Genomic DNA, 25,256 nt, shown 5'->3' with positions numbered 1-25,256 from the left:
GCCCATTGTCATGTCGCATGTTGTTATCGCAAAACCGCTGCACACTTTTGCGCAACATGCTTTAAGGTGCGTCGAGAAAATCAGACGGGGGGACAAGACATGTCGGCAATTTTTGCGCGCATCGTCGCCATGATCGGCGCGGCGATGATCCTGATGCGGCGCTTCGGCCAGAGCCCGGAAAAGCCGGCCATCGGCGGCGCACCGATCATTCCCGAGGCGAAGGCGCAGCGCATTCCGACGCTGAAGATGCCGACGGCGCGCGGCTGGATCGACGGCCACACGCCGACGGCGGCTCCCGGCCTGAAGGTCAATGCCTTCGCCAAGGGACTGAAGCATCCGCGCTGGATCCATGTGCTCCCGAACGGCGACGTGCTGACGGCCGAGGCGCTCGGCGTCGATGGTGGCCGGATCAGGACGCCCTTCGACTACGCCATGTATTCGACGATGAAGCGCGCCGCAGCCGTCGGCGAAAGCCCGAACCGCATCACGCTGCTGCGCGACGCCGATGGAGACGGCGTGGCCGAGGAACGGCACACCTTCATGGAGGGTCTCAACCATCCCTTCGGCATGGCGATGCTGCACGGCACCTTCTATGTCGGCAATACCGATGGCGTGGTCGCCTATCCCTATAGCGAAGGCGCGACCCATATTGCCGCGCAGGGACGCAGGATCGCCGATTTCAAGCCAGCCGGACACTGGACACGCAGCATTCTTGCAAGCCAGGACGGCAGGAAGCTCTATGTCGGCGTCGGGTCGCTCAGCAATATCGCGGAGAACGGCTTCGAGGCGGAAGAAGGCCGGGCCTGCATCTACGAACTGGATCTGGAGACGGGGCGTAACCGGATTTTCGCCGGGGGCTTGCGCAATCCCGTGGGCCTCGCCTTCGAGCCGACCACCGGCGACCTGTGGACCGTGGTCAACGAGCGCGACGGCCTCGGCGACGAGACGCCGCCCGATTATCTGACATCGGTGAAGGATGGCGGCTTTTATGGCTGGCCCTATTGCTACTGGGGCCAGACGGTCGACGACCGCGTATTGCAGAATCCGGGACTGGTCGCCAGCGCCATCCGGCCGGACTATGCGCTCGGCGGACACACCGCCTCGCTCGGCCTCTGCTGGCTGCCGGCGGGCACCCTGCCCGGCTTCCCCGACGGCATGGTGATCGGCCAGCACGGTTCGTGGAACCGCTCGACGCTTGCCGGCTACAAGGTGATCTTCGTGCCCTTCGAAAACGGCCGGCCTTCCGGCCCGCCGCGGGATATCCTGACCGACTTCCTCGCTCCCGACGAGAAGCATTCCTACGGCCGCCCGGTCGGTGTCACCATCGGGCCGGATGGCTCGCTGCTGGTGGCCGACGATGTGGGCGATGTGATCTGGCGGGTTGCGGGAGCCTGAGGCGACGCTGAAGCGGCAAAAGAAAGGGCGGTTGCAAGACCGCCCTTTTCCATTTGAAACCAGCAATAGCGCCCGGCTCGAAAACTATGCCGCGCGGGCCGATTGGACCGGTTGAGCGAACGAGGAGCGCGTATCGTGTTGCCCGTAGCTTGCGCCATCGAGTCGGAAGTGCTGGGCCAGTCCGGCGAGGTTCTCCGCCTCCTGTGCCAGCGACTGGCTGGCCGCATTGGTTTCTTCCACCATGGCAGCATTCTGCTGGGTCATCTGATCCATCTGGTTGACAGCGGTATTGACCTGGCTCAGTCCGACGGACTGCTCCTGGGTCGAAGCCGCAATCTCGTTCACGAGCGCAGAAATCTCGATGATCTGACGGACGATCTGATGCAGGGCCTCGCCAGTCTTGCCAACCAGAGAGACCCCCTGACCGACCTGCTGCGACGAGGTGGTGACCAGCGTCTTGATATCCTTCGCCGCGTTTGCGGAACGCTGCGCAAGCTCACGGACTTCCTGGGCAACGACTGCAAAGCCCTTGCCGGCTTCGCCCGCACGAGCGGCCTCGACGCCTGCGTTGAGCGCCAGAAGATTGGTCTGGAAGGCGATTTCGTCGATGACGCCGATAATCTGACCAATTTCCTTCGACGATGCTTCGATCTGCGACATCGCAACAACGGCGTTTTCCACGATCCCACCGGACTGCTCGGCGGACGCACGAGCATCCACGGTCACATCCGCCACCTTGCGCGCGCCCTCGGCGGAGCGTTTGACAGTTGCGGTAATCTGCTCAAGCGCAGCGGCCGTTTCCTCCAGAGAGGCGGCCTGCTGTTCGGTGCGTCGAGAAAGATCGTCGGAAGCCCGGCCGATCTCGACGGCGCCGCCCCTGACCGATCCGATCACGGTCACGACCGACCTCATCATTTCAAACAACTTGTCCGCGGCGACGTTGAAATTGGACTTCAGCGACATCGCCTTGGGCTGCACTTCGGCGGTGATGCGATGTGTAAGGTCGCCGGAGGCAAGCGCGGCAAGCCCTTCGTTGATTGCCTCGATAGCGATACGATCGTGCTCGGCCTCAGCGGCCGCCTTCTGCTGCATCAACATCTGTTCGTGAACGTCGGTCAGCGAACCGCAGGCGCGGATGGTCCGGCCATCCGGCTGATGAATACAGCCGCCTGTCGCCCGGAACCAGCGATAGGTGCCGTCTCGCATCTTCAGACGATAATTGACCCGATAACGAACCTTGCCGGTCTTGTCCTTGAGATGCTCGCCGAAAGCGGCGAAGGTCGGCTCCACATCCTCCGGATGCAGCCTGTCGGCCCAGGACTGCACGATGTTCGGGAATTCTTTTTCGGTCTCGAAACCGATCATCCGGCGAAACTCTGCCGACCAGGTCCAGCGGCTTTGCGGGTGCATCGCGTCGCCGTTCAGCAACACGGCTTCCCAAAGACCGACTCCAGACGCCTCGTCCATCAGGTTCGAACGCTCGGTGATAACAGCCAGACGGTTCCTCAGCTCATTGAGCTCTTTCGACTGACGACCGTTAAAAAACGCCATACTTCCCCCCATCACGTTGGAATAACGTGCAAATTCTCGCCATGCAGGCGGCATCACTAAACAAAATATTGCTTAAAAAGCCGTGAATGATAGGACATGGGAGCATGCCGACCGGGCCTCTGTCACGACTGCCATCGGGAGGTTATAATCAATAAAAACGCTTTGCCGGACTGAGACCTTGCGGACGGAACACTCCGGCCATTTTCGCGTTGTCACGCAGCATCATAGAGGGGCATTCCATCATGAACGACGGGTCGAAGGTATCGGGCAAAAGCCACGAAACCGCGGAAGTGCGACCGACCCGCGTGACGGAGGTACGCCGCAAGACCACCCATCGCGTGAAGGCACGCAAGACGGCGCTCGATCTCGCCATGATCTGGTCCGTGATCGGCATCTTCGTGATCCTTGCGATAACGGCAATCCAGCTCGCTTCGAGCGTGCTGATCCCGATCACCCTTGCCGTGGTGGTCGGCCTGATCCTTGGGCTTGCTGCAGACCGGCTCGGAGCGCTCGGCATTCCCTCCATGCTTTCCGCGCTCATTCTGACGACGCTGTTTGCGGCGCTGATCTTCTTCATTGCCAACACGCTGGTCGGCCCGCTGACCGACCTTGCGGCCAGCGCCCCGACCATGGCCGAGAAGGCGATCGACCGGGTCCTGCCTTATCTCCAGCGCATCAAATGGCTGCACATCACCAGCGCCAGCTTCCGCTCCGGCCCGATGTCGATGGAAGCGCTGATCGAAAACAGCAGCACCGTGCTTTCGACGGTCGCCGCGCGGGTAACGCCCGCCGTGGTGCAGACGCTGATCTTCTTTGCCGCTCTCGTGCTCTTCCTCGGCAGCCGCCACGCCATCCGCAAGACGATGATCGTCGCTTTTCGTGACCGGGCACGCAGGCTTTCCGCCATCCGCACCTTCAACGCCATCGAACAGGCGCTCGGCTTCTACTTCGCCACGGCGTCGTTGCTCTATGCCGTGATCGGCATCTCCATGACGATCATCGCCTGGGCGGGCGGGCTCGACATGCCGGTGCTCTGGGGTTTCTTCGCCTTCCTGTCGAGCTTCGTACCCTTCCTCGGCGTCGCCGCCATGACGACGGCGCTGGCGATTGCGGGGCTTCTCACCCACGACAGCCTGCTCTTCGGCCTGTTGCCGGCAGCAGCCTTCTTCGCTGTGCATATGGTGATGGAAAATCTGGTGACGCCGGCAGTCATGGGTCGCCGGCTCGAGATCAATCCCTTCGCCGTCTTCGTCGCCATCATCTTCTGGACATGGCTGTGGGGCGCCATCGGGGCGATGCTGGCGGTGCCGCTTTCGCTGATCGCCATCACCATCACCAGCGAATTGCTGCCGCAGAACCGGATACAGCCGAACCTGCCGGACTGAGCGATCCGCCCGGCATTTGCCTGCGCGTCCAAATTTTTCGACTGACTTGATAAAACGCAAGCAATATCTTCAAATATTCGTATATATGATTTATTATATATCGAGCAAACGGGAGGTTGCTTCATGGCGCATGTCGTCGTACTCGGTGCCGGTCTCGGCGGCACCATCATGGCCTATGAACTGAGAGAGGCGCTGTCGCGCGACGACAGGGTCTCGATCGTCAACAAGGGAACAAGATATTCCTTCGTGCCGTCCAATCCGTGGGTTGCCGTCGGCTGGAGGGACAGGGAGAGTATCGAGGTCGACCTGGAACCCGCCTGCCGAAAACGCGACATCGCACTCCATCCGCAAGGTGCCAAACGGTTGCACGCCGCAGAAAGCCGTATCGAACTCGCGGATGGCGGTTTCATCGACTACGACTATCTTGTGATTGCTACGGGCCCGGAACTCGCTTTCGATGAAATCCCCGGCTTCGGGCCTGAGGCCAACAGCCACTCGGTCTGCCATATCGATCATGCGCTTGACGCCCGCGCGGCGTTCGAAAAGTTGCGAGCCAAACCCGGTCCGGTGGTGATAGGTGCGGTACAAGGCGCTTCGTGCTTCGGTCCGGCCTACGAATTCGCCTTCATCCTGGAAAAGGCATTGCGGGACGCGAAAGTCCGTGATCGCGTGCCGATGACATTCGTGACATCGGAGCCGTATATCGGCCATCTCGGCCTCGATGGTGTCGGGGATACCAAGAGCCTGCTGGAAAGCGCATTGCGCTCCAAACACATCAAATGGATCACCAACGCCAGGGTCAAGGAGGTCGGCCCCGACAAGGTCACGGTCGAGGAGGTGAACGACGACGGATCCGTCAAGGTCACGCATGACGTGCCGTCCGCCTACACCATGATGTTGCCTGCCTTTCGCGGGGTGGAGGCCGTGCGCGATATCGAGGGACTCACCAATCCGCGCGGGTTCATTCTGGTCGACCGGCATCAGCAGAATGGCCGGTATCCGAATATCTTCGCTGTCGGCGTCTGTGTTGCAATCGCCCCCACCGGAAAGACACCCGTTCCCGTCGGCGTTCCGAAGACAGGGTTCATGATCGAGAGCATGGTGACGGCAACGGCACAGAACATTTCCGCGCTGGTGCGCGGCGAAAAACCGAAGGCCCAGAGTACATGGAACGCAGTGTGCCTTGCCGATTTCGGCGATAGCGGCATCGCCTTCGTGGCGCAGCCGCAGATCCCGCCGCGCAACGTCAACTGGTCATCCCAGGGGAAATGGGTCCATGCCGCGAAGATCGGTTTCGAGAAATACTTCCTGCACAAGATCAAAAGCGGACAAGCGGAACCCTTCTACGAAAAGCTCGCCTTGCAAGTGCTCGGCATAGACAAGGTGAAAGCTGTTACGTTCGATCAGGAATGACCGACGAAACTGTCGGGCGGCTTCAAGCTACGAGGCCGCCTCTTCCTGAGGCGGGGTATCATCCTGCGCAGCAAGACGGTCGGTCACGTCGTCAGCAGCCATCGGGCGGCCATAATAATACCCCTGCACATAACGAATACCTGCCGCCTGCACCGCCCTCAGTTCGGCTTCCGTCTCGACGCCTTCGGCCAGGCATGCAACGCCGAGATTGGCGGAGAGATCGGCAATCGCCCGGATGATGTTGCGACCGACGGCTTCGTCTTCCTTGAGCCCGGTGACGAAGCAACGGTCCATCTTGATCCGGTGCAGCGGGAAGCGATGGATATAGGCGAAGCTGGAATAGCCGGAGCCGAAGTCGTCGAGCGCGATCTGGCAGCCCATCGCATCGAGAATGCCGAGTGAGCCGCGCGCGCGCTCGAAATCGGTCATCATCGACGTCTCGGTAATCTCGAAAATCAGCCTCTCCGGAGCAAAGCCGCTCTCATGAATGATACGAACGATGTTGGCGATGGAGCGGGGAGAGACGAGATCGACAGCAGAAAGATTGAAGGAAAGCCTGATGTCATCAGGCCATGTGACCGCCGCCGCCAGCGCCTTTTTCAGAAGAATGCCCGTCATGTGCTCGATCAGGCCCGAACGCTCGGCAGCCGCGATGAAGAGCGCGGGGCTGACAGTGCCGAGTGTTTCGCTGTTCCAGCGGGCAAGCGCCTCGAAACCCACGATCTTCTGCCGCATCAGGTCGTATTGCGGTTGGAAGAGCACCGTGAGTTCCTTGCACAGATCGCTGCTGCGAAGCGTCTGGTCGATCCGCCCGAAGTCGTTCATCTCCGCCTCATGGCGCCGGGAGAAGATCACGACGCCACCACGGCCCGCGCGCTTGGCGCAGGACAGGGCATGGTCGGCACGTTCGTAGATCTGACGAACCGTTTCACCATTGGTCGGATAATGGGCGAAGCCGACCGATGCGGAAATCGAAATGCCGATGCCGGATATCACGAAGGGCTGGCGCAGCCTGTCACAGATGTCACGGCCAATCGAATTCAGCGTATCCCGGGTCAGCGTCTTCGGAATGGCCAGCGCAAACTCGTCACCGCCGAGACGGGCGACGACATAGGCCGGCGGGCAAACGGTCCTGATGCGTTGTCCGACCTCGGTCAGAAGGGCGTCACCGATGGCGTGTCCATGCAGATCGTTGACCGGCTTGAAACCGTCGAGATCGATGATGCCGACGAATACAGGGGTTCCGGATTCCGGTGCAGCCGATACCATGGCTTCGAGGGTCGAGAAGAAATGACGCCGGTTGGGAAGGCCGGTCAGGCTATCGATGTCGGCTTGGAATTCCGCCCGCGCGCGCAGCAGATCGGCTACAAGCCGGGCGCGCACCGCCTTGAGGATAGCGCCGCGCATCAGCAGCCCCATGCAGAGCGCGGCAAAAGTGCCTCCAAGGCCGATCACGGTATATTGGAAGAAGATTTCGGGACCGGCGCGATTGGCGAACCAGAACAAGGTTGCAAAGGAGAGCATGCAGGAAGCGACGATGACCCTGACACTGATGCCCGACGTTGCGAAGAGAGGGATCGCCAGCACGAAATATACGAGCTTTTCCGGGACGAAATCGATCAGCAGCGCTGCGGTGATGTTCAGGTACATCAGCAGGTTCATCACCAGATTGGTGATTTCGAGCCGGCGATAGCCGCCATCGCGAACCAGCCACTTCTGGTGAAGATAAAGGCCGACGACGCAGGTCACGAGGGAGAGCGTGCCGAGCTTGTAGAAATGCTCGCTGTCCTGAAGAAACAGATGAAATATGGTCAGCAGTCCATAGTAACCGGCTGCCGGCATGAGAAAACCGCGGATGACGGGCCGGAAGGCCCGTGCCATCTCTTCACGCAGGGTCTCGGAAGAAAGATCGACCACGGCCTCGTCGCTGTCGTCCAGGACGCGTGAGGGCCGGAGGGTGTCCGATGATGTCATTTTCTGCTGACCAATGCTGGAATACATATACGAAGGCGTGTGACGTCCGGCCCAGCCTTCATGCCAGCGTTGATCGCATCGGATCCATCCAGACAGTATCCGGTATACCAGCAACCCGTTGAAGAAAAATAAACGTCAGAATTTCGTGTTATAAGTTGTCTCGATATTCGAAGCCTGTGGAAACATCCTCACATGAGGATGAAACCCTTCGGTTCCGGCAGCGGCGGAAGATCCTTTTCACCCAGCGCCTCACGCAGGTTGATCTCGATCGTCTCCGCAATAGCCCCTATCGGCAGATCGTTCGGCAGGTCGCCGAAGGGCTCCTCCAGTTCATCGCCGAGGGCGTCGAGGCCGAAAAAGGTGTAGGCAACAAGAGCCGTCGCAAAGGGTGTCAGCCACCCCAGCACATCGGCAAAGCCGAAGGGCAAAAGGAAGCAGAAGATATAGGCGGTGCGATGCAGGAGCAGCGTGTAACCGAAGGGAACCGGCGTGAAGCGGATGCGCTCGCAGGCGGACAGAACCGACGACATCTCGTGAAGGCTTGATTCCAGTACAGAATATTCGATGTCGCTCAGGGCTCCCGTCGCCTTCAGCCGTGCTGTCAGGCCGCCCATTTCCCGCAGGATGAAATCCGGCCGGTTGCGGCTTTCGAGAAAGGCGACGTGGCGCTCCTTCGGCAAGCGCAGGAGGATGCGGCCATGATCGCCGCCGGGGCGCAGATGGATCAGCAACGTATAGGAAAAGGCGATGGCGAGTTCCAGCAGGCGGCGCCGTGCAACCGGTTCTCCATCAAGCATCCGTCCCTCGAGGATCAGCGATTGGCGGGCGAGGCTGCGAACCGCGATGACCAGTTGCCCCCAGTGCTTTCGCGCCTCCCACCAGCGATCGTAACAAGCATTATTGCGGAAGCCGAGAAAGATGGAGAGCGCGATGCCGACCAGCGCAAGCGGCGCGCTGTTGAAGCCCGGAACCAGAGCCGGCCAGAACCGATGCGCCAAGATCACCAGCGCCGACAGGCCAAAGACGAACAGCACCTGCGGAAAGATCATCGGCAGGACCGAGCCGCGAAGAATGAAGAACAGGGCGAGAAGACCGGGCCGGTCGCGGACGATCATGGAACGTGAACCTCTGCTGCCCGACTGGACCGGGCCTGACATTCGTCTATCGCCTTCATAGGCGATTTTTCGTGGGCGTCCACCGGAAATCGATGGCGCCGGAAAACGGAGAAATCATTTCAAACGGTTCAATTCATGCTTTCCGTCAAGGGCGCAAAATCCCCCAGAAACTAAAGGAATATATTAGCATAAAAAATCTTGACACTTTTATTCATGTTTGCAATCCGAGGTATCGGAAAATCAAGACAGTCATTGTCCACTTTTCGAAAGGTTCTCCCGATGCTTCCTCGCCGCCTGCTCACCCGCCTTGCCGTTTCGGTCGCGGCAATCGGCTTTGCCGCAACGGCTTCCGCCGATCCGATCACCATCGTCGACCAGGCGGATCGCACCGTCACGCTTCAAAGGCCGGCCGACCGCATCGCCTCGATCCCGATCCCGATGGCATCGACGATCATTGCCATGGATGGCGGCACCTCCAAGCTCGTCGGCATGAACCCGACGGCGAAATCGGCGATTGTGGAAGGCGTTCTCGGCAGGATCTTCCCGCAAGCGAAGGATATTCCCTCCGACATCACCGCGCCGAACTTCATTCCCAATATCGAGGAACTAGCTGCCACCCATCCCGATCTCGTGATTCAGTGGGCGGATTACGGCGCCGATCTGGTCGACCCGATCAGCAATGCCGGCCTCAACGTCGCGATGATCTCCTACGGCACCGAGGAAAAGACCCGTTACTACCACAACATGGTGGCGACCGCGCTCGGCAAACCGGAGCGTGCCGCCCTGATCAATGGCTGGCGCGATACGGTGGCCAACGAAATGGCTGCCAAGGCCAGGGACATTCCCGCCGACAAGAAGCCGAAGGTGCTCTATCTCGGTCGCGCGCTCGAAAACCTGACGGCATCGGGCAACAAGGGCAATTACAACGCCTGGTACATCGACCTTGTCGGTGGCGTGAACGTCTCCGCCGACGTGCAGGGCAACGGCACGACGATCAGCCCGGAGCAGATCGCCGAATGGAACCCCGACGTGATCCTGCTGAACAGCTTCGAAGCCAAGCTCGGGATCGACCGGATCTATAACAATCCGATCCTGTCGCTCACCAAGGCCGCCAAGGAGCGCAAGGTCTACAAGATGCCGCTCGGCGGCTATCGCTGGGACCCACCGAGCCAGGAAAGCCCGTTGACCTGGATGTGGCTCGCCAACCTGCTGCATCCCGACGTGTTCGCCTACGACCTGCGCGGTGAGATGAAGAAGGCCTACAAGACCCTCTACAACTACGACCTCACCGATGCCGATATCGACGGCATCCTGTGGATGGACATGCAGGGCGCGGAAACCGCCTACGCCCAGTTCAAGGCCAAGTGAAATGAGCGCGGTCGCGACTGAACCGGTGCGGAGCGGTGTCTCCGTCCTGAGGATCGGCGTCTTCGGACTGATGATCGCGGGACTGGTCGCGACCATGCTGTTTTCCATCGGGGCCGGCCGGTTTTCCGTCTCCGTGCCCCGGATCGCGGAAATCCTCGTCAACGGGGCACTCGACCCCGGCACGATCCCGGACGAGATGGACGAGCGCATCGTGCTGCTGGTGCGCCTGCCACGGGTCTTGCTCGCGGCGCTGTCCGGCGCGGCACTCGCCGTTGGCGGCGCGGCGCTTCAGGGCGTCTTCCGTAATCCCCTCGTTTCGCCGCAGGTGCTCGGCATCAGCCAGGGTGCGGCCTTCGGTGGCGCGCTTGCGATCCTTTTCGGCTATTCCGGCATCGTTCTGCTCGGCATGTCGTTCATTCTCGGGCTTGCCGCGCTCATCCTCGTCGGTGCTCTCGCCCGGATCAACGGACGCACCGAGATCATCACCGTCATCCTGTCGGGCATGGTGGTCGGCGCGATGTTTGCCGCGCTGGTTTCCATCGTGCAGTTCGTCGCCGATCCGAACACGTCGCTGCCGGCCATCGTCTACTGGTTGATGGGTTCGTTCTCGACCGCCACATGGGCAAGGCTCGGCCTTGCCGTTCCGGGCATGGCGCTCGGGCTTCTGGCCGTGTGGCTCCTGCGCTACCGGCTGAACCTTTTGGCGCTGGAAGACAGCGAGGCACGTTCGCTCGGCGTCAATCCCGACCGCGAGCGCTGGATCGTCTTCGCCGCCATATCGCTGATGACCGGCACATCGGTCGCGGTCGCCGGCATCGTCGGCTGGATCGGCCTCGTGGTGCCGCATGCCGCGCGCATCCTCGTCGGCGAGGATCACCGGGCGCTGATCCCGGCATCGGCCCTTCTCGGAGCCGCCTATCTCACCTTCATCGACACGCTGGCCCGCACGCTGACAGCGGCCGAAATCCCGCTCGGCGTGCTGACCGCGCTGATCGGCGCTCCGGTTTTCGGCCTGCTTCTGCGTCGTCACTTCAGGGAGGCGAACCGTCCATGATCGGCCTCGAAAACGCTTCGGTCACCTTCGGCCAGCGCACGCTTTTCCGCAATATCAGCTTCTCGGTTCCCGTCGGCCGTTCGCTCGCCATCCTCGGCCCCAACGGTCGTGGCAAGACCACGCTGCTGAGAGCGCTTCTCGGTTTCCAGCGGCTTGCCGACGGCAGCCGTCACGCGCCGAAGGTCGCGGGTTATGTGCCCCAGCATGGGGCATCGCAGGCAAGGCTTTCCGGCCTCGATGTCGTGGTGATGGGCCGCGCGGCCCATCTCGGCCTGTTCGGCCAGCCGCGCCGCGAGGACAGGGACGCGGCAGAGGCAGCACTGGCGGATGTCGGCGCTTCGGCACTTGCCGGCCTGCGCTACGACCGAATGTCGGGAGGCCAGCGCCAGCTGGTGCTGATTGCCCGGGCGCTCGCCACAGGATCGCAGGCACTGGTATTCGACGAGCCGACCTCGGCGCTCGACCTCGGCAATCAGGCAAAGACCCTGGAACTGCTGGATGCGCTGCGCCTTCGGCGCAACTACGCCATCATCTTCACCACCCACGACCCGAACCACGCACTCGCCGCCGCCGACGACGTGTTGATGATGATGCCGGGCGGACGTGAGGTCCACGGCACCGTTGCCGACATGATCGAGCCGGAGCGGCTGACCGAGCTTTACGGCGTCCCGATGCGCTGGGTCGATGTCGCCGGACCAGTTGGCGAAACACGCCGGGCAATCCTGCCCGCATTCGCCGGAATTGAGGCAGCATGAGCACGATCTATCTGAAATCCGCCTATGGCAAACCGTCGCCGGGCATTCTGGACGCGGCGGCGCGCGGCGATGTCGTCATCGTGGAACAGAAGGATCTGACGGCGGAGGTGCTTGCCGCCCACACGGGCCTCATCACCGGACAGCAGCTCGACCAGAACGCCCTTCTGGCGCTGAAGCCCGCGCTCGAAGCCTTTCTCGACGCCGGCGGACGCTGGTTCTTCAACGGCCATGTCGTGCGTCCACTGGTGGACGGGATGGCACAGTACCAGCCGATCGACGCTCCGAAGCGAGCGGATTTCGACCTCTCGACCATCAACCCGCATCCGCTCTATGACGGCCTCGACCTGAAGAAGCTGGAAGCCAACAAGGGCGTTGCCGGCTTCTATGGCCGCGGCTGCAATCCCCTGCCGGAGGGTGCCGTCGCCATCAACGGGCTGGGACAGGCCCGGGTGCCGGTCGACTGGGTCTGGGCGCGGACGCGTGGCGGGCGCATCTTCTCCCATGCCGGCAACGATCTTTCCAGCATGGGGCTGGAATGGGGACTTGCCCCGGAACTTTCCGCCCGCATCCTCGACTGGGTCAATGGTGGCCCATGCCTCGATCCGTGGCCGACAAACCCGGCAAGGCCTGCCGACAAGTTGCCACTGGCAGAGGCGGAGGCCTATACCGGCCCGAAATCCTCGGGCAAGATCGGCCGGCGCATCGTCACCCCCTCCTCCGGCACCTACTACAATATCCGCAGCCTCGAAGGGCCTCGCTATGCCGGGTATTTCGACGTGGTGACGACGCCGGAGGAACTCGCCGAGGTGCTTAGACCCGACGACGTGCTCTGGGTGCCCTGCCGCACGCCGGCGCAACGAATGATCGATCAGAAGGACATCATCGCCCGGCATCTCGCCGCCGGCGGCACGGTCGTCGCGCTCGGCGAAAGCCATTCCGACCTCTGGCTCCCGGCCATCGATTTCACCGAGACGCCGACGAACTGGTGGTGGTGGCTGGACCCCGAGGCAGATCTCGGCGTGAGGGTAACCGATGCGGCCTCTTCCCATCCGCTGATGAAGGACATCGGCGACAAGGAGGTGACATGGCACCTGCACGGCTGGTTCGTACCGCCGGAAGGCGCTGAGGTTCTCGCCCGCGACGGAGAAGGCCGCGCCATTCTCTATGTCGATGACGTCTCGACGCCCGGACGGATGATCCTCTCCTCGCTCGACCCGATGTTCCATCACGGTTCGCATTTCATGCCGGCGACGACCCGTTTCCTCGACCGGTTCATTCCCAATCTGAAGGCCTACACCCATGCATGACACGATCACCGTCCGCGAAGGCGGCAAGGACCTCACCTTCACCTTCACCGATATCAACACCTATCACGGCGGCGGATTTCCGGGCGGCGTGGTGCATGGGCTGAAGGCGATGCAGGCGGCCTTCCCCCTCCTCTCCGATACGCCGCCGGAACGCCGCGAAATCACCGTGGTCACCGCCTTTCCCGGCCCCGGCGGTCGTGACGCCATCGAGATGGCGACGCGGGCCTTGACCGACGGGCGGCTGACCATCGACCGAAGCCTCGGCGGCAAGGATGTGATTTCCGATCCACCCGGCCCCTATGTCTGGCGCTTCACCTACAGGGGCACGACTGTCGAGGTGAGGATCAAGCCTGGCCATGTGCGCGAGGAGTTCGTCACGCTCGGCGCGAAGAAGGACAAGACGGACGAGGAAACCGCTCGCCACGAGGCGCTGAAGGTCGAGATGGCCGAACGTCTTCTGCCGCTGCCGGCAGGCGACATCTACGTGGCGAAGGTTCTCTGACGTCGTCCCCCCGAATACCGGAGCGGGCCAAACCTTTCCATCCCGGGAAAAGATCGCCGGCGGTCAACACCGGCGGTCCGCGTCACACGACTGTCATACCGGCGGCCTATTCCCGCGGCTGGTTTTCATGATGTGTAGAACATGCCCTCAGACAGTCTTCTTCCCCGCCTCCGCTTCGGCCTGATCGCCGATCCGCAATATGCGCCGATCGAGCCCAACCTGACGCTCAATCGCTACTACGCAAAGAGCCTCGACAAGCTTGAGGCCGCGATTGCCCGGCTGAACGCCGAGGATCTCGATTTCGTCGTCACGCTCGGCGACGTGATCGACCGGGATTTCGACAATTTCGACCGCGTGCTCGACATCTATGGCGGCCTTCGCCACCGAACGCTCTTCCTGCCCGGCAATCACGATTTTTCCGTTGCACCGGAACATCTGGCGAAAATCCACGACAGGCTCGGCATGCCCTCGCCCTATCACGATTTCGTCTGCAAGGGCGTGCGCGTGATCCTCACCGATGGCAACGAGGTTTCGCTGTTTGCGCCGCCGCCCGGCGATCCGCGCAGGCAGGAGGCCGAGACCCGGCTTGCCGCGCTGCGCGCCGCAGGAGCAGCGAATGCCCAGACGTGGAATGCCGGCATGAGCGCTGCGCAGGTCGAGTGGCTGGACGGACGGCTGAAACTTGCGGAAGCAGCGGGCGAACCCGCCATTGTGATGGGTCACTACCCGCTCGCTCCGGCAAACGATCACAATCTCTGGGGCTCGGAAGAGGTGGCGGGCGTGATCTCAAGATCACCTGCGGCTCTGGCCTATTTCTGCGGTCATAACCACGCCGGCAATTACGCCGCGCTGAGCGGCACCCATTTCGTCAACATGAAGGGCATGGTCGACACACCGGACGAGAATGCGTTCTCCGTGGTCGAACTGTTTGATGACAGGCTGGAAATCCATGGGTTCGGCCGCGAGGAAGACCGCCGGCTTTCCATCACGTCGGCGAACACCGCATCGGTTGCCGGCTAGGCCAACTGGACGCGTGCCGGCGCGGCGCTTGCCTCGATCATCCTGTCGGTCGCAAGCGTCACGCCATAGGCCAGCAGCAGCACCAGCGGTGCGAGCGGCAGCCCTTTCAGGCCGAGCAGAAGGGTAATGAGCGGCACGAGGGCGACCAGCACCGAGAGCGCGATGCGCAGCATGGCGAGGCTCCGGGGAAGCGCCGACTCCGGCCGGGCGGCAAGGGCCGCGAGAGCCGCCAGCGCGCCGAGATCATGGCTCTGCGTATAGGGCGAGATCAGAAAGGTGGCGTAGAGCAGGCTGCGGGAACGGGCAAGCGGCGACTGGAGCCGCATCAGGCTCCAGATGAAGGCCGCAATGGCGGCCAGCGCCACCGGCATATGGAACAGCCGGGCGGCTTCGGCGGGGAAGCCGAGGCTGCGCATGGAGCCGAAGACAGAGGGCACCAGATTGGGAAAGAAGCCTCCCAGATTGTTCATCAGGTAGATCTGGTAGGGCGCGTTGAACGCGGCATAGCCGATCCAGCCATTCACGCCGACAAGCGCGAGCGACAGCGCCACCATCACGAGAGCCGTCGCCACCGCGGCGAGGAAGGTGCGCCAGTTGCCCTCGAAGATCAACAGGACCGGCAGCAGTAGGCCGAGCTGCGGCTTGATCGTCAGCACCCCGATGGCGATGCCCGCGAGCACGGGATGGCGGTCGCGAAGGCCGAGACCGTAAAGCATCAGGGCCGCGGTCAGGTAGCCGCTATCGGCAGCGAGGATATTGGCCAGAAGAAAGGGCAGCAGGAGCAGTGCAGAGAACGGCGGGAAATCGCGATCCTGCAGGCTGACGGCGTGACCGTAAAGCGCCAGCGTCGCCATCAGGAAGACGAGCGCCGAAGGCAGATAAGGCATCAGCGAAAACGGCGCGAAAACCAGCAGCGCATGGGGAAGATAGCTCCAGTACTGCCAGCCTGCCCCGACCCCAAACACCGAGAGCACATGGGTAGAGTAGACTTCCGCCCCGCGAAAAAGCTCCATCGCATTTCCCGAGAGCAGCAGCGAGGATCCCAGCCAAACATTCACATGGTTGCGGCCGGCAAACATATCCGCATCGGGATCCACAAGACCGAGCATCACGCCAAACAGCACGGCAAGGAGGACGATCCCGACAAGCGAGATCACCGCCGCAAGCGGCCAATGTCGCCATCCCTCACGCCACGTCTCCTGCGTTTCCGACGCGATCATGTCAAACTCTCCTTCGGATGCATCACCTTAGGAATTCGCTGTTAAGAAAACACAAAAACCGGAAAATCACACTCAGGAATACTTCATCCCGGCACCATCCACCCACCCATCCATCCAGCGTCTCCTTAACGTATCCCCCTCTCCCCGGAAGAAAGTCGGCGCCAGCGAACAGACCATAACACGATCCGCGCGAAAATTGCGGATCGCCGAACGCAGTTCGCACCAGCCGACAAGATTCACGGTATCCGAATAATAAATCAGCGCTATCGGCCGCACACGACGCTCGGTCTGGCGGTCTCCGGCATCCCGATAGGTCAGATCGAGGGCCTGCTCGTCCCGGATAGCTCCGCGAACGGCAGCAAGATCGAGCGTCGCGGGAGTGGCCGCCACGCTTCCCCAGGCCTTCAGCACCGGTGTCTGCAGGCTGCGCCTCAACGGCTCCGGCACGGCGGCGGAAATCTTGTCGTTGACGGTACGCGCCGCCGCCTTGAGTGAACGATCCCCGGTTCGATCCAGAAGGGCCAGTCCCAGCACGATCGCCTCGGTTTCCTCGACGGAAAACATCAGGGGCGGCAGGTCGAAACCGGGTCGCAGAATGTAGCCAAGGCCACGCTCGCCCTCGATCGGCACGCGCATCGCCTGCAATGCGACGATGTCGCGATAGATCGAGCGGGGAGTGACCTCCAGCCGCTCGGCGATTTCGGCCGCAGTGACCGCATGGCGGGAAAGCCGAAGGATCTGAATGATCTCGAAGAGACGCGAAGCCTTTCTCATTTCCTCAACTCCCGGCGAGACAACTGACACAATGATGTCAGTTGGGGACTTTTAAGAAAGCCCACAAACCCCTGTGAAACCGGAAATTTTTAACCTCCGGTGGACTTTCTTACCTGAGGATACTGACATGGACTACACGCAAACGCTCTGGCTGTTCTTTCTGCTGGTTCTCGGCATCGTCATCGTGCCGGGCATGGACATGATCTATGTCCTGGCAAGCGCGCTTACCGGAGGACGCAAGGCCGGCTTCACCGCGACGGCAGGCATGATGGCGGGCGGAACAGTGCATTCGCTTTACGGTACGCTCGGCACCGGCATCCTTGTCGCTTACGCTCCGCGTCTCTTCCTGCCCCTCGTGATTGCAGGCGCAATCTACATGATGTGGATCGGCCTTTCGCTAGCAAGAAGTACAATTACCGTCGGTACCGTCGATAGGGCGGGGCCAACTACGCTCTTCACCACATTTCGGCGGGCGGTGACGACCTGCCTGCTCAATCCCAAGGCCTATCTCTTCGTGATCGCGGTCTATCCTCAATTCCTGAAACCCGCTTATGGGCCGATCCTTGCGCAAGGACTCGTACTGGGGCTGATGACCATTGCCGTGCAGGGCGGCGTCTATGGCGCGGTAGCGCTGGCCGGCGACAGAGCACGCCACCTGCTGGCCGGGCGACCTGCCATGACGATCTGGATCGGGCGCGCGGCCGGCGGCCTGTTGATCGCCGCTGCCGTATTCACTCTTATCCACGGAATAACCTCGGGCATGTAGCTTCCGAGAGAGATTTCTGAATAAAAATCAGATCTTTGACATCATTTTCAGGCATCACCGGAATGTGACTTCATTCCGCCTTGTGAATTTTGCAAACATCCAGACGCCCCTCAGGCGCCCCCAGAACCGCCGGCACGTCCGGCCGATACAAACGGAGAAATCGATGAAGCTAAAACTTGTCCTGACCGCTGCCGCCATCGCCTGTCTCGGGATGAGCGCCGCGATCGCTGCGAACGAGCCGCAGGTCGTCCGGCAGGAGATGATGAAGAAGGTCGGTGGTGCAATGGGCGCTATCGGCGCCATCGCCAAGGGCGAGAAGCCCTTCGATGCGGAGGTCGTGAAGGCTTCGCTGACCACGATGTCGGAAGTCGCCAAGGCATTCCCCGACCAGTTCCCGGCCGGCTCGGAAGTCGGCCTCGACACCGAAGCCAGCCCGAAGATCTGGGAAAACATGGATGACTTCAAGGCGAAGGCACACGCCCTTTCCGCCGCCGCCGATGCGCAGCTCGCCGCCATGCCGGCCGATCAGGCAGGCGTCGGCGCCCTCATGAAGGCCGTCGGCAGCACCTGTGGCGACTGTCACCAGTCCTATCGCCTGAAGAAATAAGCGTCAGGCGAAATGCCGGGCGTCGCGCCTTGCGTGAAGCAGGGACGGCACCGGCATTTCGCCGCGTTGTTTTACAAGACAAGAAATGCTGGAGGGTGCCATGGCATCGAAACTGCTGAAGGGACTTGGCGCCCTGGTCGCACTTGGCGCGGCGGGAGCCGCTGCCTTCGTGTTCATCACCGCACCGACGAGACAGGATCCCGAGCATTGGGCGAATCTCGGCGAACCGGATCTCGTCAACGGACGTGACGTGTTTTTCGCCGGTGGCTGTGCAAGCTGTCATGCGGCACCCGGCGCGGAAGGCGATGCGCGGCTTATCCTTTCCGGCGGCGCGCCGCTGAAGAGCCCGTTCGGCACGTTCCACGCGCCCAATATTTCCAGCAGCCCGACGGCCGGCATCGGCAGCTGGACGCTTGCGGAATTCGGCGACGCCATGACCCGCGGCGTCGGTCGCAACGGCGAACACCTTTACCCGTCGTTCCCCTACGGCTCCTATGCGCGGATGTCGCCGAAAGACATCAACGACCTCTACGGCTTCCTCAGGACCGTGCCGGCCAGCGACGCCGTGGCGCCCGCGCATGAACTTCCGTTTCCCTTCAACATCCGCCTTGTTCTCGGCGGCTGGAAATTCCTCTATTTCAACGACGCGCCGCGCGTCACGCTCACCGCTCGGGACGACAAGCTGAAGCGTGGCCAGTATCTGGTCGAAGGGCCGGGCCATTGCGGCGAGTGCCACACGCCGCGCGACGCGCTTGGCGGCTTCGAGGCCGGCAAATGGCTGGCCGGCGGCCCGAACCCGGAAGGCGAAGGCAAGATCCCCAACATCACGCCCGGCTCGGAAAGCATTGGCTCATGGTCAGAGGGTGATATCGTCGGCTATCTCGAAACCGGCTTCACGCCCGACTTCGACAGCGTTGGCGGCTCCATGGTCGAGGTGCAGAAGAACATGGCGGCGATCACCGCCGATGACCGCGAGGCGATCGCCGCCTATCTGAAAGCTATACCGGCGGTGAAGTAAACTCGATCCGAAGGCGGGGCGCTTCGTCAGAAGCGCCCCACTCCTGCCGGCTGATCGGGAAGCGACGCCGGATCAGCTCGCCCGAACCGAAGCGTCGCTGCGACAATTCTAAAATACAGCACCGCGCAAGCCTCACCCGACAGAGTGTCCGCGGTCACTTGGAGAACGAAAACGGCATGAGCATCGAACGACGTCGGATGGAAAGCGCATTGCGCTCGTTGCTCGACAGCTATCCCGACCCTGCCCTGCATCGCTGGGTGAACGAGACCGTTACCGCTTTCGAAAAGCGGCTTTCCGGCATCGTCGATCCGCGCGAACGAGATCACGCGCAGCAGGCCGCGCTCATCCTGATCAAGACGACACTGCAGAAATGGTCGGAAAATCCTCCGGTCCGGCACTGACGTAGAACCGCCTCACCCCCTGGAATTTCGCACCTGTTGCATGACTGGCGATTGACACGGCCTGTGCAGCCTCCGATAGTGGCTCCCGATGGTTCCCCAGAAGCGGCGCTTCGGGGATTAATAGGGAACACGATAGGGACGACCCTGACGGGGCTCGATTCGTGGCTGCCCCCGCAACTGTGAGCGGCGAACGCCTGAACGACAACGCCACTGGAGCGATCCGGGAAGGCAGTTCAGGGGTCATGACCCGCAAGCCAGGAGACCTGCCATCGCCTGTTGTCGCCTGCCGGACGGGGTGTCCGGGAAACAGGACGTGGTCGCCGGATTTTCTTGTCCCCACCGACCTTCGCCCCGTTTTCCACCCTTCGATCGTCGGGCATCATCGTCATCGTTCGGAGGGAAACATGTCCGCGACCACCATCACTTCATCCGCTTCGTCCAGCGTCAGCCGCTTCGCGCCGGCACTTCTCAGCGTCTTCTTCGGCCTGCTCATCGTTGGCTTTACCGGTTTCTCGCCGATGGAAGCAGCGCACAATGCCGCGCACGATGCGCGCCACGCCAACGCGTTCCCCTGCCACTAAGGCACGTCGCGCACCTTCAGGTTCGCTCAGCGCGCTTTCAGTCTTAGTTTTTTCGCATGTCGCTGCCGCAAAGCCGCGACGCGCTTTTGCGCGACATGCCTTGAGGGGAATTCCATGTCAGTTTTACGTTCGCTCGTCTTCACTTCGGTGCTGGTCGGGCTGATCGCCGGGACGGCTGTGACGCTCGCGCAGTTTCTCGGCACGACGCCGCTTATCCTCGCCGCAGAGGTCTTCGAGACCGGTGGCGCCGACGAAGGCCACAGCCATGACGCCGGCGCGGCCACGGAAGGCCACGACCACGCCAGCACCGCCGCCGCAACGACCACCGAGGCAGATGACCATCATCACGACCCGGAGGCCTGGGCGCCCGCAGACGGCTTCGAGCGCAACGCCTACACCTTCGCTGCCAATGTGCTGACGGCCATCGGCTTTGCGCTGGTGATCAACGGCCTGATGCAGATTTCCGGCAAGGAGAGCGACTGGCGGCACGGCCTCATATGGGGCCTTTGCGGTTTCGTCGTATTCATGCTGGCGCCCGGCTTCGGCCTGCATCCGGAACTTCCGGGCACACCGGCCGCCCCGCTCTTCGAGCGTCAGGTCTGGTGGATCGGCACCGCGGCAGCGACGGCCGCCGGCCTCGGCCTGCTGTTCTTCCAGCGCAAGCCCTGGGCTGCGGCTCTCGCAATCGTGCTGATCGCCCTGCCGCATATCATTGGCGCACCCGTGCCGCCGGAAGGCGAGCATGCGCTCGCGCCGGAAGCGATGTCCCATCGCTTCGTGGTGGTCGCAACGATGACCAGCCTTTTCTTCTGGGCGCTGCTCGGCGCATTGAGCGGCTATTTCCGCCGCCGCTTCGAAGCCTGATCCGATATGGCAGGCACACCCTGCCCCGAATTCGACTGGCGCATCGATATCGATGCGCTGGTCTTCCTGCATGAAGCTTCCGCCTGCCGCGGCTTCGTCCACCGTCTGGCGTTTCGCAGCCTGACCGGACAGACGTCCCCGACACCTCAGGACTGTATGGACTGGTTCGGCCAGCACCACCCGGCCTTCCTTCTCGCCGCCGATCGCAAGCTCAGACGCGGAAGACCCGCGGGCGATGCCTTCAGCCTGAACAGCCGCGACATCCGCCGTGCGCTGGAGGCGTTTTAGGCCGTTTCATATCAGCGATGCTCGGCGGAGAATGCCGCGATTTCGCTCTCGGCGGCCGGCACCCAGAGGCCCAGCGCCTTCAGCACTTCCTGGGTAAACGTCACCGGCGAATTGCCGGGCGCGGTCACGATGCCGCCATCGGAGACAGCCTGCGGCCGGTCGACATATCGCCCGGCGCCGTGATAGCCGGGATATTTGCGGTGCGAGGCAAGCGAATTGCCGGTATGGGCGACACCATCCAGAACGCCGGTCGCCGCAAGCGCGCTTGCGGCCGCGCAGATGCCGCCGACGACCTTGCCCTTCGCATGGAAGCCGTTCGCAAGTTCGGAAAAATCGAAAGCCTTGCCCTTTTCCCAGGCATAGCCGCCGGGAATGACCAGCGCATCGGAGCTGGCCGGATCGATTTCGGCAAAGCTGATGTCGGGCGTCACCTTGAGACCGCCCATCGAGGTTACCGGCTTGCCATCCGGCGAGGCTGTGAGAACCTCACAATCCAGATAGTAGCGCGCGGCGGCCATCAGGAGTGCGGGTTCCCAATCGGCGAAATCATCCTGCAGGGCGACGATAATGCGGGGCATGCGATATTCCTTCGGCGAACAGCGTTTTTTATGCGGTCGAGACTCAGGGCCTCGACAATCAGGGCTTTTATATTCAGGACAGGGCCTGCATGTAGCGCATGCCCGTTACCGGACGCGGCACGAAATCCATGTGCTCGTAGAAACGATGGGCTGCGAAGTTACCGGTGGCGGCGCTGACGGAAAGGTAGTCGCAACCGGACTGGCGCGCCATCTCTTTCGCACGTGCGACGAGATGCTGGCCGATGCCGTTGCCGCGCTGGCCGTCACGGACATAGAGGTGATGCAGGTCCATGCCGCGCTTGGCTTCCTGCGCCTTGTAGAGCGGCACGAGAATGGCGTAGCCGATCAGGCCTTCGCCACTATCGGCGACAAGGGCGGAGATCCATGGCATGGGACCGAAGAGGTCGCGCTCCAGCTTTTCCGGCGTCATGGCAGAGGCGTCGCCATGATGGGCGGCGAGCGAGGCAATCATCTCGTTGAGCGCCGGCAGGTCCTGACGTTTCGCCGCGCGGATGATGACGACCGGGGGCCGTGGGAGGGTGATATCGGTATCTTCAGTCATGTTCGCTTCCCTTTTTCGGTTACCGCCATCAGGGGAAGCTGCTGAAAACAACAAGGCCGCCTGACGGCGGCCTGTTGACAAGATGATCTGTCGGGCCGCCGGTTACCGGTAGGCCCAAAAATACGTGCAGGAGATGAGTGCGCGTGCGTCGATCATGGCTGCATGCAATGCACCCATTTCAATCGATTGTCAACGGCCGAAACATGAGCGTGCCGAAGCAGGCGTTTTCTGCAGAATCGTAACGTCATCGTGCCTTGCCTTTGCCGAAAAGCGCGCAAAAATAGCGGGGCTTGGATCTTGTGGATCGCTGTCATGACGTCTGATCGGAATTTCGAAAAAACAATCTCGCGCCGAGCCGTTCTCGGTGGACTTCTCGGCACGCTGATGCTGCCCGACATCGCCAGCGCGCTCGATACACCCGTGAACCCGCCGCTGATCGGCAGGGACTATGCGCACGATCGCCAGGCCTTCCGCACCCATCTTTTGACCAAGGGGCCGGCACCGGACAAATACGAGCCGCTCGATCCTCCCGCCAATGCGGAGCGCATCTTCTATACCTCCGGTCACAACGGCAACCTGCATCTTGCGGCATGGGTTTCGAAACACCAGCCGTCGCACAAGCTGCGCCCCGGCGTCCTGTTCCTGCATGGCGGCAATGCCATGGGGACCGGCCACTGGACGCTGATGAAGCCCTATATCGACTCCGGCTACATGGTCATGATGCCGACGGTGCGGGGCGAAAACGGCCAGGCGGGCTCCTTTTCCGGCTTCTACAACGAGGTGAGCGACGTCCTGGCCGCAGCCGATCATCTCGCCGGCATGCCGGGCGTCGATGGCAACCGCCTGTTCATCGCCGGCCACAGCATCGGCGGTACGCTCACCATGCTGTCGGCCATGGCGTCGAACCGGTTCCGCGCCGCCGTCCCGATTTCCGGCAATCCCAATGCCTTCCGCTTTTTCCGGCGCTATCCGGAGGATATCCGCTTCGACGACAGCGATGTCCGCGAGTTCGAGGTTCGCACCGCTCTTTGTTATGCACAAAGCCTCAAATGCCCTACCTATCTGATGCACGGCACCAAGGAGCCGCATCTCAACCAGGGCGCCAGATTGATGGAAAAGCGGGCGAAGGCCGCCGGGCTTCCGATCGAGGCCAGCCGGATCGAGGGCGATCACACCACCGCCCTGCCAAAAGCCATATCCCGCTCGATCAGCTTTTTCCGGTCGGTATCGACCTGATACGAAGACTACCGGACGATGGGATTGCCTTCCCGGTCGGTCCAATGCTTGACGAAGCCGATCTTCGTCAATTTCAGGTTCTCATCCGAATAATGCACCACCTCGTCGGGCGAGCGCGTGCCGACGACGAGATAGCTGACCGGGCCGTCCGAGCGATTTTCCAGGCAATGACCTGCTGCAACGCCTGCCTTGAAGGTTGCGCTGTCACCGGCTTTCATCTCGGCGATCACGTCACCCTCGTGCAGGGTGACCGTTCCTGAAAGGACGAAAACGAATTCGTCCTCGCGCTCGTGCCAGTGCTTGCGAGACGAGCGGGAACCGGGCGGAAGCGTTTCGATGAAGGCGCCAAACTGGGTCAGCCCGCCGGCATCGCTGAGCAGTCTCGCGCTGTAGGGGCCAAGTTCGCCGTTCGGACCCTTGCCGTCTTCCTGCTCCAGCGGAGCATCCTCCTGCCTGATCACCGGCATGCCTATCTCCTCAATGCTCGTGGTTGCAGAGACCGTGGTCGGACAGCGCTCGAATGACATAGCAATCGCCAACGCTATGCCCCCCGCAATGGGAGGCGATGCGCTCCAGTTCATCCTCCAGCTTCCTGAGGCGGGCGATCTTCTCGCGCACCTCGACCAGTTGTTCACGGGCGATATCGTCGGCGCGCTCGCAGGGTTCGTCGGGATGGCGGCTTAAGGCCAACAGCTCGCGGATTGCATCGATCGGGAAACCGAGATCGCGGGCGTGGCGGATGAAGGCGAGCCGCTCGAGATCGGCCTGCTCGTATCGACGCTGATTGCCTTCCGTGCGGTCGGCCGCCGCAATCAGGCCCATCTGCTCGTAATAACGGATCGTTGGCACCTTGACCCCGGTGCGCCGGGACAAATCTCCAATCGAAAACATTCCTGCGTCCTCTTGCGCCCTCAAAATCTCTAGTCTCTAGAGAAATTAGGACGCACCGCTCGTGGAATCAAGAAGCAGGCTTGCCGACACGAAAAAGGCGCCGAAGGCGCCTCTGGACTATCCATGGATGAGCGCCCCCTCAGGCGTCGTATTCATCGAGGCTCGGCTCGTATTCCCGGTAGAGGTCCTCGACCTTCTGGGCGTCGCTACGGTCATCCGACACCATAACGCGCTGCGTTATCGACGGCACGGGCTTGCGCCCGCCTTCAACGACCCAAAGCGCGCTCGCGAGCGAATTGGAAACCAGCGAGTTGCTGAAACCACTCGAACCAACACCGCGCGGAGTGGAAACGGGCGCCTGCTCACTGGCGCCATCCTCACCCTCGATGGAGGTCGGGATGTATCGGTTCTGGTAATAATAGCTGTTCAGACTGCTGTCGATTCGCATGTCGGAAGCTCTCGTTTCAAAAGTTAACTAATCGTTAACCACTGAAGCTTGCGCGAAGCTTGCGTCGCCCAAGCGGAAGACGCAGACAAGACTTGCCTAAAATTCAAAAGCGCGAACGACGTAACGAATCGGCACGAGCACAACGAGGCCGCCGCCGGGTAACAACCCCGCGCCGCAAGACCT

Annotated in this window: 27 protein-coding genes and 1 riboswitch; of the genes, 17 read left to right on the top strand and 10 right to left on the bottom strand. The window is 61.9% G+C overall.

Features of this window, described 5'->3' with window-relative positions; translation table 11 throughout:
* Nucleotides 1-99 precede the first annotated feature (99 nt).
* On the top strand, nt 100-1,395 hold the full coding sequence (locus NBH21_RS01615) for a PQQ-dependent sugar dehydrogenase (RefSeq protein WP_250912214.1): 1,296 nt from the start codon (nt 100-102) through the stop codon (nt 1,393-1,395).
* An 84-nt stretch (nt 1,396-1,479) separates the two neighbouring features.
* Here NBH21_RS01615 and NBH21_RS01610 read toward each other — a convergent pair whose 3' ends face one another.
* Nucleotides 1,480-2,946 (bottom strand): methyl-accepting chemotaxis protein, encoded by a 1,467-nt coding sequence (locus tag NBH21_RS01610; RefSeq protein ID WP_250912213.1) that lies wholly within the window; start codon nt 2,944-2,946, stop codon nt 1,480-1,482.
* 242 nt (nt 2,947-3,188) lie between these two features.
* On the opposite strand from NBH21_RS01610, the gene NBH21_RS01605 reads away from it, so the two are divergent.
* A complete protein-coding gene (locus NBH21_RS01605; protein ID WP_250912212.1) occupies nt 3,189-4,331 on the top strand; it encodes an AI-2E family transporter in 1,143 nt (380 codons plus the stop codon).
* A 123-nt stretch (nt 4,332-4,454) separates the two neighbouring features.
* Nucleotides 4,455-5,744: an NAD(P)/FAD-dependent oxidoreductase gene (locus NBH21_RS01600; protein WP_250912211.1), complete on the top strand. Its 1,290-nt coding sequence runs from the start codon at nt 4,455-4,457 to the stop codon at nt 5,742-5,744.
* Nucleotides 5,745-5,771: 27 nt separating this feature from the next.
* Here NBH21_RS01600 and NBH21_RS01595 read toward each other — a convergent pair whose 3' ends face one another.
* Nucleotides 5,772-7,718: a putative bifunctional diguanylate cyclase/phosphodiesterase gene (locus NBH21_RS01595; protein WP_250912210.1), complete on the bottom strand. Its 1,947-nt coding sequence runs from the start codon at nt 7,716-7,718 to the stop codon at nt 5,772-5,774.
* A gap of 188 nt (nt 7,719-7,906) precedes the next feature.
* Nucleotides 7,907-8,833: a bestrophin family protein gene (locus tag NBH21_RS01590; RefSeq protein ID WP_250912209.1), complete on the bottom strand. Its 927-nt coding sequence runs from the start codon at nt 8,831-8,833 to the stop codon at nt 7,907-7,909.
* A gap of 279 nt (nt 8,834-9,112) precedes the next feature.
* Here NBH21_RS01590 and NBH21_RS01585 point away from each other — a divergent pair, with 279 nt between their 5' ends.
* From NBH21_RS01585 to NBH21_RS01560, 6 genes are all read left to right on the top strand, one after another.
* Nucleotides 9,113-10,201 (top strand): ABC transporter substrate-binding protein, encoded by a 1,089-nt coding sequence (locus tag NBH21_RS01585; RefSeq protein WP_250912208.1) that lies wholly within the window; start codon nt 9,113-9,115, stop codon nt 10,199-10,201.
* Nucleotide 10,202: 1 nt separating this feature from the next.
* The gene (locus tag NBH21_RS01580; RefSeq protein WP_250912207.1) at nt 10,203-11,255 is read left to right on the top strand and encodes a FecCD family ABC transporter permease; all 1,053 of its coding nucleotides are present in this window, start codon (nt 10,203-10,205) and stop codon (nt 11,253-11,255) included.
* Complete coding sequence (locus NBH21_RS01575; protein WP_250912206.1) at nt 11,252-12,010, top strand: ABC transporter ATP-binding protein; 759 nt, start codon at nt 11,252-11,254, stop codon at nt 12,008-12,010. Before NBH21_RS01580 ends, NBH21_RS01575 begins: the two co-directional genes overlap by 4 nt.
* A complete protein-coding gene (locus NBH21_RS01570) occupies nt 12,007-13,317 on the top strand; it encodes a hypothetical protein (protein ID WP_250912205.1) in 1,311 nt (436 codons plus the stop codon). The genes NBH21_RS01575 and NBH21_RS01570 overlap by 4 nt, the downstream gene beginning before the upstream one ends.
* Nucleotides 13,310-13,819, top strand: coding sequence for a hypothetical protein (locus NBH21_RS01565; RefSeq protein WP_250912204.1), 510 nt, complete (start codon nt 13,310-13,312; stop codon nt 13,817-13,819). The genes NBH21_RS01570 and NBH21_RS01565 overlap by 8 nt, the downstream gene beginning before the upstream one ends.
* A 141-nt stretch (nt 13,820-13,960) precedes the next feature.
* A complete protein-coding gene (locus tag NBH21_RS01560; protein WP_250912203.1) occupies nt 13,961-14,839 on the top strand; it encodes a metallophosphoesterase in 879 nt (292 codons plus the stop codon).
* On the opposite strand, the gene NBH21_RS01555 is transcribed toward NBH21_RS01560, so the two are convergent.
* Together NBH21_RS01555 and NBH21_RS01550 are read right to left on the bottom strand one after the other, a co-directional pair.
* Nucleotides 14,836-16,059 (bottom strand): glycosyltransferase family 87 protein, encoded by a 1,224-nt coding sequence (locus tag NBH21_RS01555; RefSeq protein ID WP_250912202.1) that lies wholly within the window; start codon nt 16,057-16,059, stop codon nt 14,836-14,838. The genes NBH21_RS01560 and NBH21_RS01555 overlap by 4 nt on opposite strands.
* 72 nt (nt 16,060-16,131) lie before the next feature.
* Entirely contained in the window at nt 16,132-16,833 is a 702-nt protein-coding gene (locus tag NBH21_RS01550) for a helix-turn-helix transcriptional regulator (RefSeq protein WP_250912201.1), read from the bottom strand.
* Nucleotides 16,834-16,960: 127 nt separating this feature from the next.
* On the opposite strand from NBH21_RS01550, the gene NBH21_RS01545 reads away from it, so the two are divergent.
* The 7 genes from NBH21_RS01545 (at nt 16,961) to NBH21_RS01515 (ending at nt 21,358) form a co-directional block, all read left to right on the top strand.
* A complete protein-coding gene (locus tag NBH21_RS01545) occupies nt 16,961-17,599 on the top strand; it encodes a LysE family translocator (RefSeq protein ID WP_250912200.1) in 639 nt (212 codons plus the stop codon).
* A 163-nt stretch (nt 17,600-17,762) separates the two neighbouring features.
* Nucleotides 17,763-18,206, top strand: a complete 444-nt coding sequence (locus tag NBH21_RS01540; protein ID WP_250912199.1) for a c-type cytochrome — start codon at nt 17,763-17,765, stop codon at nt 18,204-18,206.
* A gap of 100 nt (nt 18,207-18,306) precedes the next feature.
* Nucleotides 18,307-19,224, top strand: a complete 918-nt coding sequence (locus NBH21_RS01535; RefSeq protein WP_250912198.1) for a c-type cytochrome — start codon at nt 18,307-18,309, stop codon at nt 19,222-19,224.
* A gap of 176 nt (nt 19,225-19,400) precedes the next feature.
* Complete coding sequence (locus NBH21_RS01530; RefSeq protein WP_099056965.1) at nt 19,401-19,625, top strand: hypothetical protein; 225 nt, start codon at nt 19,401-19,403, stop codon at nt 19,623-19,625.
* Nucleotides 19,626-19,697: 72 nt separating this feature from the next.
* Nucleotides 19,698-19,910: riboswitch (cobalamin riboswitch) on the top strand.
* A gap of 119 nt (nt 19,911-20,029) precedes the next feature.
* The gene (locus tag NBH21_RS01525; RefSeq protein ID WP_250912197.1) at nt 20,030-20,206 is read left to right on the top strand and encodes a CbtB domain-containing protein; all 177 of its coding nucleotides are present in this window, start codon (nt 20,030-20,032) and stop codon (nt 20,204-20,206) included.
* 114 nt (nt 20,207-20,320) lie between these two features.
* Nucleotides 20,321-21,070, top strand: a complete 750-nt coding sequence (locus NBH21_RS01520; protein WP_250912196.1) for a CbtA family protein — start codon at nt 20,321-20,323, stop codon at nt 21,068-21,070.
* Between the two features lie 6 nt (nt 21,071-21,076).
* Nucleotides 21,077-21,358 carry a hypothetical protein gene (locus tag NBH21_RS01515; RefSeq protein ID WP_250912195.1) on the top strand — a complete coding sequence of 94 codons (282 nt, stop codon included), beginning with the start codon at nt 21,077-21,079 and terminating at the stop codon, nt 21,356-21,358.
* A gap of 11 nt (nt 21,359-21,369) precedes the next feature.
* Here the strand turns inward: NBH21_RS01515 and NBH21_RS01510 are convergent, their stop codons facing one another.
* Together NBH21_RS01510 and NBH21_RS01505 are read right to left on the bottom strand one after the other, a co-directional pair.
* Entirely contained in the window at nt 21,370-21,936 is a 567-nt protein-coding gene (locus NBH21_RS01510) for a DJ-1/PfpI family protein (RefSeq protein WP_250912194.1), read from the bottom strand.
* A 73-nt stretch (nt 21,937-22,009) separates the two neighbouring features.
* On the bottom strand, nt 22,010-22,579 hold the full coding sequence (locus NBH21_RS01505; protein WP_250912193.1) for a GNAT family N-acetyltransferase: 570 nt from the start codon (nt 22,577-22,579) through the stop codon (nt 22,010-22,012).
* A 231-nt stretch (nt 22,580-22,810) separates the two neighbouring features.
* Here NBH21_RS01505 and NBH21_RS01500 point away from each other — a divergent pair, with 231 nt between their 5' ends.
* On the top strand, nt 22,811-23,734 hold the full coding sequence (locus tag NBH21_RS01500; RefSeq protein ID WP_250912192.1) for an alpha/beta hydrolase family protein: 924 nt from the start codon (nt 22,811-22,813) through the stop codon (nt 23,732-23,734).
* Between the two features lie 8 nt (nt 23,735-23,742).
* Here NBH21_RS01500 and NBH21_RS01495 read toward each other — a convergent pair whose 3' ends face one another.
* From NBH21_RS01495 to NBH21_RS01485, 3 genes are all read right to left on the bottom strand, one after another.
* The gene (locus tag NBH21_RS01495) at nt 23,743-24,201 is read right to left on the bottom strand and encodes a cupin domain-containing protein (protein WP_250912191.1); all 459 of its coding nucleotides are present in this window, start codon (nt 24,199-24,201) and stop codon (nt 23,743-23,745) included.
* Nucleotides 24,202-24,211: 10 nt separating this feature from the next.
* Nucleotides 24,212-24,625 carry a MerR family transcriptional regulator gene (locus NBH21_RS01490; protein WP_250912190.1) on the bottom strand — a complete coding sequence of 138 codons (414 nt, stop codon included), beginning with the start codon at nt 24,623-24,625 and terminating at the stop codon, nt 24,212-24,214.
* Nucleotides 24,626-24,764: 139 nt separating this feature from the next.
* Entirely contained in the window at nt 24,765-25,073 is a 309-nt protein-coding gene (locus NBH21_RS01485; RefSeq protein ID WP_250912189.1) for a hypothetical protein, read from the bottom strand.
* Nucleotides 25,074-25,256: the final 183 nt, after the last annotated feature.

The organism is Ciceribacter sichuanensis (genome assembly GCF_024055605.1).
GTDB classification, from domain to species: Bacteria; Pseudomonadota; Alphaproteobacteria; order Rhizobiales; family Rhizobiaceae; genus Allorhizobium; species Allorhizobium sichuanense.
Note: the sequence above shows the minus strand (reverse complement) of the source record. Positions and strands in the feature narration are given on the sequence as shown.

Excerpts from the sequence above, each read along its gene's own strand:
- NBH21_RS01615 (WP_250912214.1), top strand. The coding sequence starts at position 100 with ATGTCGGCAATTTTTGCGCGCATCGTCGCCATGATCGGCGCGGCGATG.
- NBH21_RS01610 (WP_250912213.1), bottom strand. The coding sequence starts at position 2,946 with ATGGCGTTTTTTAACGGTCGTCAGTCGAAAGAGCTCAATGAGCTGAGG.
- NBH21_RS01605 (WP_250912212.1), top strand. The coding sequence starts at position 3,189 with ATGAACGACGGGTCGAAGGTATCGGGCAAAAGCCACGAAACCGCGGAA.
- NBH21_RS01600 (WP_250912211.1), top strand. The coding sequence starts at position 4,455 with ATGGCGCATGTCGTCGTACTCGGTGCCGGTCTCGGCGGCACCATCATG.
- NBH21_RS01595 (WP_250912210.1), bottom strand. The coding sequence starts at position 7,718 with ATGACATCATCGGACACCCTCCGGCCCTCACGCGTCCTGGACGACAGC.
- NBH21_RS01590 (WP_250912209.1), bottom strand. The coding sequence starts at position 8,833 with ATGATCGTCCGCGACCGGCCCGGTCTTCTCGCCCTGTTCTTCATTCTT.
- NBH21_RS01585 (WP_250912208.1), top strand. The coding sequence starts at position 9,113 with ATGCTTCCTCGCCGCCTGCTCACCCGCCTTGCCGTTTCGGTCGCGGCA.
- NBH21_RS01580 (WP_250912207.1), top strand. The coding sequence starts at position 10,203 with ATGAGCGCGGTCGCGACTGAACCGGTGCGGAGCGGTGTCTCCGTCCTG.
- NBH21_RS01575 (WP_250912206.1), top strand. The coding sequence starts at position 11,252 with ATGATCGGCCTCGAAAACGCTTCGGTCACCTTCGGCCAGCGCACGCTT.
- NBH21_RS01570 (WP_250912205.1), top strand. The coding sequence starts at position 12,007 with ATGAGCACGATCTATCTGAAATCCGCCTATGGCAAACCGTCGCCGGGC.
- NBH21_RS01565 (WP_250912204.1), top strand. The coding sequence starts at position 13,310 with ATGCATGACACGATCACCGTCCGCGAAGGCGGCAAGGACCTCACCTTC.
- NBH21_RS01560 (WP_250912203.1), top strand. The coding sequence starts at position 13,961 with ATGCCCTCAGACAGTCTTCTTCCCCGCCTCCGCTTCGGCCTGATCGCC.
- NBH21_RS01555 (WP_250912202.1), bottom strand. The coding sequence starts at position 16,059 with ATGATCGCGTCGGAAACGCAGGAGACGTGGCGTGAGGGATGGCGACAT.
- NBH21_RS01550 (WP_250912201.1), bottom strand. The coding sequence starts at position 16,833 with ATGAGAAAGGCTTCGCGTCTCTTCGAGATCATTCAGATCCTTCGGCTT.
- NBH21_RS01545 (WP_250912200.1), top strand. The coding sequence starts at position 16,961 with ATGGACTACACGCAAACGCTCTGGCTGTTCTTTCTGCTGGTTCTCGGC.
- NBH21_RS01540 (WP_250912199.1), top strand. The coding sequence starts at position 17,763 with ATGAAGCTAAAACTTGTCCTGACCGCTGCCGCCATCGCCTGTCTCGGG.
- NBH21_RS01535 (WP_250912198.1), top strand. The coding sequence starts at position 18,307 with ATGGCATCGAAACTGCTGAAGGGACTTGGCGCCCTGGTCGCACTTGGC.
- NBH21_RS01530 (WP_099056965.1), top strand. The coding sequence starts at position 19,401 with ATGAGCATCGAACGACGTCGGATGGAAAGCGCATTGCGCTCGTTGCTC.
- NBH21_RS01525 (WP_250912197.1), top strand. The coding sequence starts at position 20,030 with ATGTCCGCGACCACCATCACTTCATCCGCTTCGTCCAGCGTCAGCCGC.
- NBH21_RS01520 (WP_250912196.1), top strand. The coding sequence starts at position 20,321 with ATGTCAGTTTTACGTTCGCTCGTCTTCACTTCGGTGCTGGTCGGGCTG.
- NBH21_RS01515 (WP_250912195.1), top strand. The coding sequence starts at position 21,077 with ATGGCAGGCACACCCTGCCCCGAATTCGACTGGCGCATCGATATCGAT.
- NBH21_RS01510 (WP_250912194.1), bottom strand. The coding sequence starts at position 21,936 with ATGCCCCGCATTATCGTCGCCCTGCAGGATGATTTCGCCGATTGGGAA.
- NBH21_RS01500 (WP_250912192.1), top strand. The coding sequence starts at position 22,811 with ATGACGTCTGATCGGAATTTCGAAAAAACAATCTCGCGCCGAGCCGTT.
- NBH21_RS01495 (WP_250912191.1), bottom strand. The coding sequence starts at position 24,201 with ATGCCGGTGATCAGGCAGGAGGATGCTCCGCTGGAGCAGGAAGACGGC.
- NBH21_RS01490 (WP_250912190.1), bottom strand. The coding sequence starts at position 24,625 with ATGTTTTCGATTGGAGATTTGTCCCGGCGCACCGGGGTCAAGGTGCCA.
- NBH21_RS01485 (WP_250912189.1), bottom strand. The coding sequence starts at position 25,073 with ATGCGAATCGACAGCAGTCTGAACAGCTATTATTACCAGAACCGATAC.